The sequence below is a fragment of the Massilia cavernae genome (genome assembly GCF_003590855.1).
Lineage (GTDB): Bacteria > Pseudomonadota > Gammaproteobacteria > Burkholderiales > Burkholderiaceae_D > Telluria_A > Telluria_A cavernae.
Map to the genome: position 1 here is coordinate 35,721 of NZ_QYUP01000110.1, position 13,644 is coordinate 49,364.

Below are 13,644 nucleotides of genomic sequence, written 5' to 3' on the forward strand. Positions count from 1 at the left end.
CACGGATATCCGGGAGTAGGCCCGAGAAGAGATATTGATTGGCCGCAACACGCCACGTTCCCAGTAGTTCACCTTAGTTGCTTTGAACGGCCCTGCTCGCAGAGCCGTCCTCCTTCCGCGATTCACGAACGGAGCAACGCGACTATGAACCTGAACACGCTGGGCATTGATCTGGCTGGCCTTACGGAGGCAAACCGCCCTATTCGATTACGCCTATGGAATGACAAGGGCGTCATCGATGACGTGCTACTGGTGCAGCATGTCAGCGGAGTGGAGACGATGTGCGGCGGGATCGAATACACCCTGCTATGCGTTTCCACTCATTCGGGCATGGCACTCAAGCATTTCATCGCCAATCCGGCCGAACTTCAGTTCGTAACCGATTCCGGCGGCTTGCGCGCGGTTTGCGGAATTATCGGGAGTGCAATCGAGGGCCAAAGCGATGGAGGCCTTGCGATCTACCAGCTAATTTTGCGTGATGCCTTTTCACTGCTGGAGAAGACCTGCAATACCCGAGTTTTTCGCAACGCTAATGAAGTCGATATTACGAACACCATGCTGCGCGAATGGCGGGACAAGAACCCGGTCGCGGCGCGCACATTTGACTTCAACCTGATGCATGTGAAGCGCTATCCGCAGCGTGAATTCACCATGCAATACAACGAGTCCAATGCGACATTTCTGCGCCGCCTGTGGAAACGGCGCGGCATTGCCTGGTTCATTCAACCAGGCGCCGCGTCCGAACGACCAGCTGGGGATTCGCCGATGCACACCCTGGTGCTTTTCGACGACCCCATGGCGCTTAAGGAGAACGCCGCCGGTGAGGTGCGCTACCATCGCGACGACGGCACCGAACAACGCGACAGCATCACGGCATGGCAGGCAGTGCGAACCCTAACATCCGGCAGCACCGCGCGCCAGACCTGGGACTATGCTCAAGCGCGGTCGATAGGACACGAGCTGCAGAGCATCCAGGACCAAGGCATTCTTGGTAGCCAATTCGCAGCCAGCCTTGACGACTACTTGATCGACACCCCACACGCGGGTGACGATTCCGACGACTATCGCCATCTCGGTTTGCTGCGCATGCAGCGCCACGAATACGAGGCCAAATTCTTCCAGGGCGAAGGCAGTGACCGGCAAATGTGTTGCGGCCAATGGAACGTTCTGTCCGGCCATCCAGAGATCGACTCCCACCCTGTCGCCGAACGCGCGTTTGTCGTCACTGAACTCCGAGTCGAGGCCGAGAACAATCTGCCGAAAACGCTCGATGACCGGGTGCGTCGATTGTGCGCGCTGAACCACTGGGGCAGCGCGAGTCGCGCGCTCGAACAGGCGAGCGAAGAACGCGGCATGCGTTATACCAATCGCTTTACCTGTGTGCGGCGTGGAATTCCCATCGTGCCCGCCTACGATCCCCGAATTGATTTACCTCGAACGGAGCCACAAACCGTGACAGTTGTGGGCCCAGTCGATGAAGAAATCTACTGCGATGAATTCGGCCGCGTGAAGGTGCGCTTCCCGGCATGCCGCCCGAAGGACCACGAACATGCAAGCGGCGCGGGCGCCTCGGACAGTGACCGCGACTCGGCCTGGCTGCGCGTCTCCAGCGGGTGGGCCGGTGCCCGCTATGGCGCGATCTCCTTGCCACGCGCGGGCGATGAGGTAGTTGTCGTGTTTATGGGTGGGGACCCGGATAAGCCCCTGATAATCGGCCGCGTGCATGGAGCGCATACGCCGCCGCCGTCGTTCAGTCATACAAGCACCCTGCCCGTCGACAAGTACCTTTCCGGAATCAAGAGCAAGGAAGTCAACGCCTATCGTTCCAATCAGCTTCGCATGGACGATACGCCCGGGCAGATCAGCGCGCAACTGGGAAGCGAACACGGACACAGTCAGCTGAATCTCGGCTACCTCACGCAACCGCGCAGCAAGGGCAAGGCCGACGCGCGTGGCGAGGGCGCGGAGTTGCGCAGTGATCAGGCAGTGGCGATCCGGGGCGGCAAGGGTGTCCTAATCAGCGCCGATGCGCGCTTGCGCGCAGTCGGCCGCCAACTTGAGCGCGACGGTCTCAACGGCCTCGCCGAGGCACTGGCGGGTGTGCAGAAGCAGCTGGCCGAACTGGCCGATACCCATCACGTTGGCTCCGCGGACAGTAAGCCTTTGTCGCAATTGGTCAGCGACGTGAAGCAGTGGGACAACGGCAGCAACACGGGCGGCGGCACGCCCGGCGCGGACGGAGGACGTCCGGTCGTGGCGATCGAGGCGCCGGCAGGCATGCTGTTTGGGAGCCAGGCCAATGTCTCCATCGGCGCGCAAACACATGTCGATGTGGTCAGCATCGGCAATACCCAATTATCGAGTGGACGAAAGCTGCTTCTGCATGCGATGCAGAGCGTAAGCCTGTTCGCGCACAAGCTGGGGATGAAGCTAACAGCCGCCAGCGGCAAGGTCGAGATTCAGGCGCATGAAGACAACATCGAACTTACCTCGGCAAAGCGCATCGTCTTGGTGGCATCCGACGAAATCGTAATCCAAGCTCCGAAATTGACCATCGTTACGCAAGGCGCGCAAGCAGCATTCGGTGGCGGAAGAATCCAGTCCCAATGTACTGGAGAGTACGCAGTCAGGTCAGCGAATGTGGCCTTCACCGGAGCAGGTGACGGTAGTCCCACGTCCTTAAATCTGGCCAAGAGCGTCGCAGCGCACGACCAACGTGTGCGCATTGTTGACCTCAACACTGGCGAGCCCTTAGCGAAGCAGCGTTACCGCGCCAAGATGGAAGATGGCCAGGTGTTTGAAGGAACGACTGATGCCGATGGACTAACGGAGATTCTGAAATCCGAGATTCCTTTCGCTGGGTTTGAATTCGAAGCGCTGTTCAAGGAATAAATTGCCCACGAATCACACTTGCTGGAACACCCAAATGACTATTCGCGCGATACCAGGCTACAGACTTCCAACTGATCCGGCTCGGGCAGGAGGCAAAGCTACACAAGGCTTTGTGACGCCAAAGCAGGATCGAACTCCGCAGGTGCACAGCATCCCGCCAAGACGCGTTCTTCCCATCATATTCCTGCCAGGAATCATGGGTTCAAACCTTCGAATGAGCGCGGAACGACAGGACGAACTAAAAAAGAAAAATAACATTGCATGGCGGCCCGATAACCTTAGGGAGTGTCTTGGCATGATCAATGCCACGCCGGCCGAACGCCAACTGCGCCTAGATCCGGCAGCGTCGGTCGTTGACGAATACGACCCGATAAACAATCCCACTGGCGACCCGAATGAAACATCCGATGAGCGAAACGAAAGCGTGGAAGTCGACTTCTGGTACAGGCTGGATGTGACGGTAGACAGTCCACTCCTCAAGGACGATCCGTACGGAAGCAAGGCCCGGAAGATGAAGGAACAGAAAGCACGCGAACGAGGCTGGGGTGAAGTGTTTTTTGGCAGCTACCGAGAATTGCTAGAGATGTGCGAGAAACATCTCAACACTGCCTTCTTTGGCGGAAAGATGGACTCATGGTGGAAGCAGGTCGTCGACGTTGACCCCGCGACGTGGCAAGCTCACATGCAGCCGGCACTCAAGCCGCTTGATGAGCAAAGCTTACGCGACGCACTGAGGGGGTGCTGGTTCCCTGTGCACGCGATGGGGTACAACTGGTTGCAGTCGAACCGTGACTCCGGGAAGCTTGTTGCCAACCGAATTCGTCACCTGATGGAACGCTACAAGGTACAAGGCTTCCAGTGCGAGAAAGTCATCATCGTCACACACTCGATGGGCGGCCTCGTCGCACGCGCCGCGATTCACCCCAAAATGGGCAAATTGCAAAGCGAGGTTCTCGGCATCGTACATGGCGTCATGCCCGCGATCGGCGCGGGCGCCGCCTACAAGAGAATGCGATGCGGTTTCGAGGACAGTACATTCGACGCAGCCCCAAAAGTATTGGGAAATTTCGGGGACGAGGTGACCGCTGTACTTGCCAATGCTCAAGGAGGACTTGAGTTACTGCCCAGTCAAGCATATGGCAACGACTGGCTACGAGTTACGCACAAAAAGGAAACACTCAAGAGCCTCCCGAAGACAGGCGATCCTTACGAAGAGATATATAAGCTTCGTGGCGCGTGGTATGCATTACTGCGGGAGGAATGGATTAACCCCGCCCAGCGCGAAAAGGACTCAAGCTTTAAGGCGACATGCGCATTACTAGACAAAGCGAAGGCTTTCCACAACGCCATCGCTGACACCTACCATGACCAAAGCTACGCTCATTACGGCGCAGATTTCCGGAACGCTGCATGGCATCGAGTCAGTTGGTCGATCATGGATGCGGCGCATGTTGCCGATGTCGAGACAATCAGAATCGTCGCCGATACTCGCCAAGGAGAATTGCATGTTGTTGATCGAAGTCATCCATCTCCGGCGGGCAAAGTTGGGCCGCAGTTCGTCACATGCATGACGCCGCCTGGCGACCCGGGCGACCAGACCGTTCCATTGCACTCTGCCGAGCATCAATTGCGAAGTGGAAAATTCAAAGGAGTATTCCGACAAAGTGGCTATGAACATCAAGCAAGCTATAAAGATGAGTCAGCTCTACATTCCACGCTTTACAGCTTGGTGCGCATTGCCCAAACAATGAGGTGGTCAAAATGATGAATCTTCGCCGCCGCCTTTCATACGCAAACGCTTTGATCTTCGTCGCCGCTTTGACCCTCTGCCTGAATGCTTGCTCGCGATCCTTCCAAAGGCCACATATGACACCGCTCTCGCCACGTATGCAATCGCTGCTTGAAAAAACGAAAACTGTTTGCTTTGGTCGTTTTGTGATGGAGGTTCCAGCTACCGCGACGATTGTCTTCGGGACGGCTGACGTGGAATTTACGACTGAATCTTATTCAGGTCAAGCGACCTTCATCGCTGAACGCGTGGCAGAGCAAGTATTGCAAGTGGAAAAAGAGCGAGATTTTCTTGACGATGACAACGAGATAAAATTGCCTCTCTTCGGTAAAGTGATTGATGGTGCAGTGGCGGGCCAGAAACTCGTATTCGGCTCGAAGAGTCACGTCTGGTACAGCATAGACTCATTTGTTCCGGTGGGCGACTACCTGTTTGTACAGCGAGCGAACATGGTAGACCCGTCGGGTGACGAACTAAAGGCGACGATCAATGACTTCAACCGAGTAGCCGGCTATTTCCTCGCGCGTGCCGAGAATGAAATCCCCGTTGAAGAGGGAATGTGTATTGAAGGCGGATTTATTCCTTTCCCGCTGGCGTACGAGAAAGCCAGGATAGGCGTCCGCCTGAAGGAGTTTCCAGACGTCCATTTCTCCGTTGAGGTGCACAAAAATCGAGATCGTCTACCCGAGTCCTCAGACCTGGAAACCCTGCTTGCCCGGGCAGAGCACGTCGCAAAAATGCAAGGACTGGGGGCCGCATATGCCAGCATCACCACATTCCGGCGCGGCCCTCGTCAATTAAGGGATTGGAAAGGATACGAGATCCTCGCCCGCAAGCCCGCCTTTAAGTCCGATACAGACGCACATGAATTCCGCTTTCGAAGCTTGGGCGCCGTGAACGATCCATTGCAACCGCAGCTGGACGTGCAATTTGACACGGGCGTCGGGAAAAATCGAAAGGCTGCAATCAGGCCAACCATCACAGACGAAGAAGCCGTGGCGTTGTGGGACAGACTGGTCGACACGATCCGCGTGCGAAAGGCGCATGACGCGACGGTGATTCCTGCGCCGAAGGCGCCTCTGGGAGCGCTGGCGCCATCGGGCGAGGCATGCGTGCAGACCGGATGGTGGCAATGCATGGACCCAAACAACATTGATGGCGACAAGCGCCATCTGATCGTCGCGGGCGACTTACTCCCACCAGCGGCGGTTTTCACAAAACCAACCCTATGGCAAAGATTTACAGGGCAACGTCCCGTGCGCCAACGATCCGCGACATGGCAACTGGTTGGTTACAATGACCTCGCCAGAACCGATTCAACGTCTACTGGACGCGAGGTGAAAGAGGATGCCTGACATAATCCGGCTCAATGATAAAACAAGCCACGGCGGGACAGTTACAAGCGTCGCGGCCAAACGCTTCACCGTCGGCGGAATTCCTGTCGCAGGTATTGGCGACAGTTGCGCTTGCCCACTGCGCGGCACCACGACAATAGTTGAAGGCGATCCCTACCACAAGATCAATGGCGTTGCCGTTGCCTATAATGGTCACAAGACCAGCTGCGGCGCAACGTTGATTGCTAGCTTGACCAATTTTAAGTGCGAATAGGAAGCGGACGTAGTTCGGTTTTTCCCGCTAATCCGTGAAGAACCAAAAAAAAAGCGGCCTTCGCAAAGGCCGCTTAAGCGGAGAAGTTCAAACTCTTACTTCGCACCCATCAGGTACTTGAGGTAGGCGCCCTGTCCGTGGAAGATCGCCGTCTCGTCGACCAGTCCCTCGCGCTTGTAGATCTCATGTACTTTCGGCAGGTTCGTGAACGACACGCCCGGATGCATGTGATGGTAAGCGTGCAGGCCGAAGTTCAGGTCCGGCATCAGCGCGCGCTGCCACCAAGTCAGCTGGATCAGCGGCGTCGTTTCGTGAATGGTGCCGTTCTCGATGTTGTACTGGTGTTCGCACACAGCGATCCAGCGCACCATCAGCTGGGTCACCGTCATCGCCGGAATCACCCAGTAGACCAGGAAGATGGTCCAGCCGCCAATCGCGGTCAGCACCGCCGCTGCTACAGCGAAGAACGCATAGCGCAGCCACTTCGGCGATGGATTGCGGCGTTCGAATTCATCGGTGCGCGGCGCGGTCTTGCCGCGGATAAGGCGGACCAGGTTCATCGCCGTCAGGTCCTTCAGCGCGATCATGAACAGCTGGCCCGGCGATTTTGGGAAGGTCCACTCGTCGCCCGCCTTGCGCAGGAAGTCAGGGTCGTTCTTGGTGAAGCAGTATTTGTGATGCGCCAGGTGCACCTTCGCATAATCCTCGACCGTGGTGACGAACAGCGGATACACCGCGAAGACGTTGATGAACCAGTCCGCGTACTTGCTGCGCATGCCCAGGCGGTGAACCTGTTCGTGCAGGAGCAGCGCGAGGGCCATCTGGCGGGTGCCGATCAGGAAGATGCTGAAGAGGGTCACCAGCAGGCTGTCGAAGTACACGCCGGCCGCGATGAAGGCGGCGATGCTCGCCCAGGTAAATGCCAGTTCGGCGGCGAAGCGCACCGGGCGGGCGCCGGACAGCGCCATGATTTCTTGCCGGGCTTCCTTGGACAGCGCCGAGGCTTCCGCCAGCACCGCAGGGCGCAGCGGCTGGGTGGTCAGCGGCACGGAAGGGGCGTACAGGGCGGTATTTTGGGTCGACATGTTGGATTCTGGTGTCCGGACGTGGCCGTAGTCATAGGTTGTTTGACCGTATGATGCGGCAGTCCGGACCGGGCTGATCCAACGAGAACGAACGACAAAAGCCCTTACTTAACTGTTTAGACAACTGTTGAGTCCGCTAAGCCCTGATCAAAGGTTGTTCAAGACGTTCATCGCTTTGCCCATCTTCTCGACCAACAAGGACGGCATGGCGTGAGTCATGACAAGCTCCTGAGTGGATCGCGTCATCGCAACGTAGATAAGTCGCGCCTCGTCGCGCAAGTCGTCGCCTTCCTTGGGCGCTTCGCCGAGTCCCGGGATACACACCAGCGGGAACTCCAATCCCTTGCTGCTGTGCATAGTGATCACCTTGACGCTGCTTTCTCCGGGTGTATAGCCCCTGCGCCTGTTTTGCTGCCACTGGAACGGAATCCCGCGCCTTGTCAGGACGGCCGCGACTTTTTCGCCAATGTCATAGCGCCGGTACACGACTGCCATATCGCTCCAGGGCATGCCTGTGCGATTGGCATCCAGCAGCTTCGCGGCGATGTATTCGGCCTCGCCCTCGATGTTCGGGAACTGGATCAACAAGGGTTTCGGCCCGTGACGTCCTGTGCTCATCGGCTGCACGGTGGGCGCCTGGTCCTCTTCGGTGTCATGCTGGGACAGGAGATCGTCCGCAAATGCGCGGGCGACCGAAAGCACCTCGGCGGTATTCCGGTAATTCAGTTTCAGGATCGTCGTTCGTCCCTTTGCCTGGACTCCCACGCTGGAGAACGAGAACCTCAGTTTTTTCGGGCCGTTGTAGATCGACTGCGCATCGTCGTAAAGAACCAGCAGCGAATTCGAGTCCGGGTGGATCATCTGCACGACCAGCTTGAACCACTCCGGTTTGAAATCGTGGCCTTCATCGATAAGCACCGCATCGTATTGCGCGGAAGGGATCAGGTTTTGATCGACGGACCGGATGACCCGCTCGACGCAGGCGTCAAAGAACTCGTTCAGGTCGCTCGACTTGGGTGGCTTGCCCGCGTTGTATGCGTCCAGCTGCCGGACACACCAGGCATGGAAATTCAGTACGTGGACCTTGCCCTGGAGGCCTTTTTCTTCGATGGTGCTTGCAAGCTTCGCCGCAAGCGCCTTGTTATAGCAAAGTACCAGTATAGGGCGCGCGCACATTTTCGCGAGGTGCTCCGCGCGATACCCCAGGATCATCGTCTTGCCGGAACCGGCGACACCGTGAATGACGCGGTGACCGTCACCGAGGCTGCGAGCCAGCTGTTCCTGTTGCAGGTCCATCACGCGCAGCAGATCGGGAATTTCCGTCGATAGCTGGCCGGGCTCGGCAAACAGGTCAGGCTGGTATGGAATGCGCACTTCGGGGAACATGTGCCATCGAATTCGATCGATTTGAGGCAGTGACAGCTTCATCGTGAACTTGATCGGGAACATATTCCACAAGCGCTGTTGAAATGCCTCGGCATCGACCGATTCCGTCATTTCATCCTGGCAGATAACCAGGTGGGCAGGGAGCACATTTTCAAGTTCGGCAGCGTCGAACTGCTTGCGACTGATATTCGCAAATACGACCCCATGCCCGTATGGGAAGCGAGGCTTTCCTTTCAGCGATCCAGATGGCCAGATCAATTGCGGATCGCGCTCGAGCTTGTTCGTCGCTGCGAACATATACTGGCGCGCTTGTTCAAGCGGGTTGAGCACATTCGCCGCACCGCGATCCGTCAGGATGACGGCCTGCTGCTTATCCATGCTCTGGATCGTGTCGAGCTTCCAGTCCTTCACTTCAAGCACCAGCAGGCCCCGGCTCGGGTGGAACACGATGAAGTCTGGATGCTGGTTACGGTCGCCGATGGATACGTCGTACCAGCAAAGATAATCGTCCTCCAGCTTCTCCTCCAGCCGATGAGCAAGGCGTTTTTCGCCGGACGTCATCCTGGAGACGCACGAACCAAGCGCGGGTAGAAGTGTAGCCACAGTATTTCCTTAAGATATGAGTGGCGATCTTACAGATATTTGATGGCTAAGGCATTGATTAATCGACGTTTTTACCCGATTCGGGTAGCCGTCGAAACAATCGGTCGGATCGTGCGCGGCGAGGCAGCCGCTAACAAGGTATTGTATTGTGTCGCTAACAGCTTTTTGAAACGAAGGAGTGATGTATGGATTGTCCTGTCTGTAAAAACGTAAAACTCGTGATGTCCGACCGCCAGGGCATCGAGATCGACTACTGCCCTAATTGCAGGGGCGTCTGGCTGGATCGCGGCGAGCTGGACAAAATCATCGACCGCTCGATCGGCGGTGCGCCGCAACCCGTGCAGCAACCGATGCAGCAACCCGTGCAGCAACAGGTCCGTCACGACACCTACCCGGCAAGCTCGCATCAGCCGCAGGGCTTCGGACATTCCCAGCCATCGCATGGTCATGGCTATCCCCAACAGGGATACCACAAGAAAAAGAAACGCGAAGGCTTCCTTGGCGAACTGTTCGATTTCGACTGACGAAGCACGCGTATAATGCACATCAATTATCCACATTTACGATGCGCATTTGACCAAGCATGAAACCGGCACGGGTTACCACACATTCAGCAAGAGTGCCATCCAAGAAGGCCACCAACATCAGTCTGGCCATGGATGTGTACCTTGATGCAAAAAATTTAGGCATCAACATTTCTCAAGTTTGTGAGCAAAGATTGCGCGAAGAGATACAAACTCGCAAAGAGCAACAATGGAATGAAGATCATGCCGGCTTCATTGCCGCCTACAATAGCCTGGTGGAAGCGGAAGGCGTGGCGCTGCAGGAATGGCGCGCCTTCTAATGGGGCGTTTCGATATCTACAGCAATCTTGGAAAGAATAGGGGACGCATCCCCTATCTTGTTGATGTGCAAAGCAATGTGACAGCGGACTATCGACCAGGATCGTGATTCCTCTACGCACCTTGGCTGGATTTTCAACACTGGCGCTGCCCGGCGATCTGTTCCCTGTTATCACGGTCGACGGGGTAGACCATTTTCTGGATACGCCGCAAATGGGCGCCATCCCCTTGAGTGAACTCAAAGTCAAAGCGGGCTCCGCCCAAGGATATCAATTGGACATTCAAACCGCGCTGGACAGGGTATTCGGCGCATATTGATGGGACCGAACGGACCCTGTATTTGCAGAGTCTGTTATCGCGGCAGATAATCGCGCAAGGTCCGCCACACTGTCACCTTGCACTCATACAGCGGCATGGCCTCCAAGGCCAAGTGCCGCCGCACCGTGTTCACTGCGCAGCCCACCTCGGCGGCAATCTGCCGCAGGCTTAACCCATGCTTCTTCAGTGGTTGAGTTCCTACGTACACCACTTCGGGTTTCAAGGCCGCTCCGCAAATGTGGATTCGCTGCCACATCATCACGCATAGCAAGATTTGACAAACATCGACACAAATCTAACCACACAATGCGGTCAATACGAAAAAGGCGGCATTGGCGCCGCCCGCTTCGAGCCGGGAAGTAAAAAACGATAATCGAGATGGTCCTGCGACGCCTTCCCGGCCGCACGGACCACCACATTGTTTGGAGACGAAATGATTGATCTGATGGCACGGCAGCACAAGCGCACCGCGATCGCGGCGGCAGTGGCGGTACTGGCAATGGGCACGGCGCTGCAGGCGCACGCACAGCAGCCGGCTGCACCGCAAGACCCGATCGGCGAACCGCAGACCGTGGTGGTAAGCGGCGTGCGCGCCGCGCTTGAGCAGTCGATGCGCCAGAAACGCAACGCCGACGCAGTGGTCGAGGTGGTCACCGCCGAAGACATCGGCAAGATGCCCGACAAGAACGTGGCCGACGCCATCCAGCGCCTGCCCGGCGTGAACACCCAGTCGTCCGCCGGCGGCGAAGGCGGCTTCGGCGAGAACGACCGCGTCAGCCTGCGCGGCACCAGCCCCAGCCTGCAGCAGACCCTGTTCAACGGCCACGCCATCAGCACCGGCGACTGGTTCCTGCTGAACCAGATTGGCGGCAACGTCGGCCGTTCCAGCAGCTTCTCGCTGCTGCCGTCCGAACTGGTCGGCTCCATCGTCGTGCAAAAAGCCCGACCGCCGACCTGGTTGAAGGCGGCGTCTCCGGAGCCATCAACGTCATCACCCGCCGCCCGCTCGACTTCCGCCAGCAGCTGACGGTGGAAGGCTCGGTCCAGGCCAACTACAACGACCTGTCCGACAAGGCCAAGCCGCACCTGTCCGGCCTGGTCAGCTGGAAGAACGACACCAACACCGCCGGCGTGCTGCTGCAGGCGTTCTCGGAAAAAGCCGCGGTGCGCCGCGACGGCCAGGAGATCCTGGGCTACACGCCGATCAACGCCACTAGCGCCGCGGCGCGCGCCAACCCCGCGCTGGCCGGCGTGATGGTGCCCACCTTCATCGGCGCCACCCTGTTCGAACAGGAGAAAAAGCGCACTGGCGGCGCATTCGACTTTGAAGTGCGCCCGACCAAGGGCCTTTCGCTCGACCTGAACGGCTTCTACTCTGAGCTGAAAGCGCCGCACCAGAACACCAACTGGCTGGCCGCGCCCGCCAACTCGATCAACGGCAGCAACCTGGTGCCGCTGACCGCCACCGTGCGCAACAACACGCTCGTCGCGGCCTCCTTCGCCAGCAACTCGGGCGAAGTGGACAACATCTATCGTCCGGAAGCGGGCGGCGAGTCGTGGTACGTGGACTTCAACGGCAAGTTCCGCGCGTCCGACGACCTGACCCTGTCCGGCAAGCTGGGCAAAACCCACGGCGTGGGCTACGACCGCAAGGACGTGTACTACCAGAACAACGTGGACGGCGGCATGGTGTACGCCCTCAACGGCCTGTCGCCCGCATCGGTCAGCTACCCCGGCGGCAACACCACCAAGCCAGGTTCGACCGCATGGGCGGGCGGCGGCGAAGCGCAGTCGGTCGACCAGGAAAAATACGCCCAGCTCGACGCCGACTGGCGCACCGGCGCCGGCATGGTGGAATCGATCCGCTTCGGCACCCGCTTCACCGACCACCACCGCACCGCCGAACACCCGCTGGAAACGCGTCCAGGTCCGCTCGGTTTCAGCAACCCGGGCCCGGTGTGGACCGGCCAGATGTACCCATCCGACTTCGCCTCCAACCTGGGCGGCAACCTGTCGTCGGCCTACTTCAAGTACGACGGCGCGGCGCTCGGCGCATGGGGTGCGGTACCGGGCAACCGCCTGCTCGACTACACGCTGCGCCACAACTGGATGGACGAATTCCAGGTCAGTGAAAAGACCGCCGCGCTGTATGCGATGGCGGACCTGAGCGGCGACAAGTGGAGCGGCAACATCGGCGTGCGCGCCATCGAAACGCGCCAGACCACGGTGGTGAACCTGGCCGGCGGCCCCAACCCGATCACCGGTTCCGCGTTCGGCGCCTACACGCCGACTACCTTCAAGCGTACCTACCGCGACTACCTGCCAAGCGCGAACATCAAGTTCGACGCACGTGAAGACTTCGTGGTCCGCGCGGCGCTGGCCAAGACCATCGCGCGGCCGGACTACAGCGCGCTGGGCGGCTCGGTATCGCTGAACGACGACGCATTGAGCGGCAGCGGCGGCAACGTCAACCTTGACCCGGTACGCTCGACCAACTTCGACCTCTCGGCGGAGTGGTACTTCGCGCCGAAGGCGGCGTTGTCGGCGGGCTTCTTCTACATGGACCTGCGTTCGATCGTCGCGCAGGGCACGGCCACCGGCACCTACTACAACAACAAGCGCGGTACGCAGACGGTGTACCAGATCACGTCGCCGTACAACGCCAGCGGGACAAACAAGGGCGTGGAGCTGAGCTACCAGCAGCCGCTGTGGAACAACTACGGTTTCCTGGTGAACTACACGTATGCGGATGGTGAGCTGGATGGCGGCGGCGAGTTGCTTAACTCATCGAAGAACACCTACAACGTGACGGGCTACTTCGAGAACGACCGCTTCAGCGCACGCATTGCGTACAACTTCCGCTCGGCGTACAAGGCCGGCGTGGATCGCGGCGCAAGCCAGCACGTGGACGGCATGCCGTCGGTGGCGGCATCGCTCAACTACAAGCTGAGCGAACGCCTGACGCTGACGTTTGATGCGTTGAACATCACCAACGAGACCATCAAGATGTACGCCGAGAATAAGGACCGCCCACGCGCGTTCTACTCGAACGGCCGCACCTTCTACCTCGGCTTGCGCGCCAAGCTGTAAGGGAAGGAATCACCCGTCTGCTGCACTCCGA

The 13,644-nt window shown here is 58.4% G+C and carries 10 protein-coding genes and 2 pseudogenes; 9 read left to right on the forward strand and 3 right to left on the reverse strand.

The window, feature by feature from the left end:
- Window positions 1–144 precede the first annotated feature (144 nt).
- Genes D3872_RS11460 through D3872_RS11475 form a run of 4 tightly spaced genes read left to right on the forward strand, consistent with a single transcriptional unit; the run spans window position 145 to window position 6,289 of the window.
- Entirely contained in the window at window positions 145–2,892 is a 2,748-nt protein-coding gene (locus D3872_RS11460) for a type VI secretion system Vgr family protein (RefSeq protein ID WP_119810892.1), read from the forward strand.
- A gap of 34 nt (window positions 2,893–2,926) precedes the next feature.
- On the forward strand, window positions 2,927–4,657 hold the full coding sequence (locus D3872_RS11465) for an esterase/lipase family protein (protein WP_119810893.1): 1,731 nt from the start codon (window positions 2,927–2,929) through the stop codon (window positions 4,655–4,657).
- Window positions 4,654–6,036 carry a T6SS immunity protein Tli4 family protein gene (locus D3872_RS11470; protein ID WP_147373862.1) on the forward strand — a complete coding sequence of 461 codons (1,383 nt, stop codon included), beginning with the start codon at window positions 4,654–4,656 and terminating at the stop codon, window positions 6,034–6,036. Before D3872_RS11465 ends, D3872_RS11470 begins: the two co-directional genes overlap by 4 nt.
- A complete protein-coding gene (locus D3872_RS11475) occupies window positions 6,029–6,289 on the forward strand; it encodes a PAAR domain-containing protein (RefSeq protein ID WP_119810895.1) in 261 nt (86 codons plus the stop codon). Before D3872_RS11470 ends, D3872_RS11475 begins: the two co-directional genes overlap by 8 nt.
- Window positions 6,290–6,384: 95 nt before the next feature.
- Here the strand turns inward: D3872_RS11475 and D3872_RS11480 are convergent, their stop codons facing one another.
- Window positions 6,385–7,374, reverse strand: a complete 990-nt coding sequence (locus tag D3872_RS11480) for a fatty acid desaturase (protein ID WP_119810896.1) — start codon at window positions 7,372–7,374, stop codon at window positions 6,385–6,387.
- Window positions 7,375–7,521: 147 nt separating this feature from the next.
- Complete coding sequence (locus tag D3872_RS11485) at window positions 7,522–9,363, reverse strand: DEAD/DEAH box helicase (RefSeq protein WP_220476933.1); 1,842 nt, start codon at window positions 9,361–9,363, stop codon at window positions 7,522–7,524.
- 185 nt (window positions 9,364–9,548) lie between these two features.
- Here D3872_RS11485 and D3872_RS11490 point away from each other — a divergent pair, with 185 nt between their 5' ends.
- The 3 genes and pseudogenes from D3872_RS11490 to D3872_RS11500 form a co-directional block, all read left to right on the forward strand.
- A complete protein-coding gene (locus D3872_RS11490) occupies window positions 9,549–9,887 on the forward strand; it encodes a TFIIB-type zinc ribbon-containing protein (RefSeq protein ID WP_119810897.1) in 339 nt (112 codons plus the stop codon).
- A 59-nt stretch (window positions 9,888–9,946) separates the two neighbouring features.
- The gene (locus D3872_RS11495; RefSeq protein ID WP_119810898.1) at window positions 9,947–10,207 is read left to right on the forward strand and encodes a type II toxin-antitoxin system CcdA family antitoxin; all 261 of its coding nucleotides are present in this window, start codon (window positions 9,947–9,949) and stop codon (window positions 10,205–10,207) included.
- 97 nt (window positions 10,208–10,304) lie between these two features.
- Window positions 10,305–10,523 (forward strand): annotated as a pseudogene (locus tag D3872_RS11500) (CcdB family protein); the annotation flags it as partial.
- A 73-nt stretch (window positions 10,524–10,596) separates the two neighbouring features.
- On the opposite strand, the pseudogene D3872_RS27475 reads toward D3872_RS11500, so the two are convergent.
- A pseudogene (locus tag D3872_RS27475) lies at window positions 10,597–10,779 on the reverse strand (hypothetical protein); the annotation flags it as partial.
- A 177-nt stretch (window positions 10,780–10,956) separates the two neighbouring features.
- Here D3872_RS27475 and D3872_RS26455 point away from each other — a divergent pair.
- Both D3872_RS26455 and D3872_RS11510 read left to right on the forward strand, forming a co-directional pair.
- On the forward strand, window positions 10,957–11,550 hold the full coding sequence (locus tag D3872_RS26455; RefSeq protein WP_229459278.1) for a TonB-dependent receptor plug domain-containing protein: 594 nt from the start codon (window positions 10,957–10,959) through the stop codon (window positions 11,548–11,550).
- A complete protein-coding gene (locus tag D3872_RS11510; RefSeq protein WP_229459279.1) occupies window positions 11,514–13,613 on the forward strand; it encodes a TonB-dependent receptor in 2,100 nt (699 codons plus the stop codon). Before D3872_RS26455 ends, D3872_RS11510 begins: the two co-directional genes overlap by 37 nt.
- Window positions 13,614–13,644 lie beyond the last annotated feature (31 nt).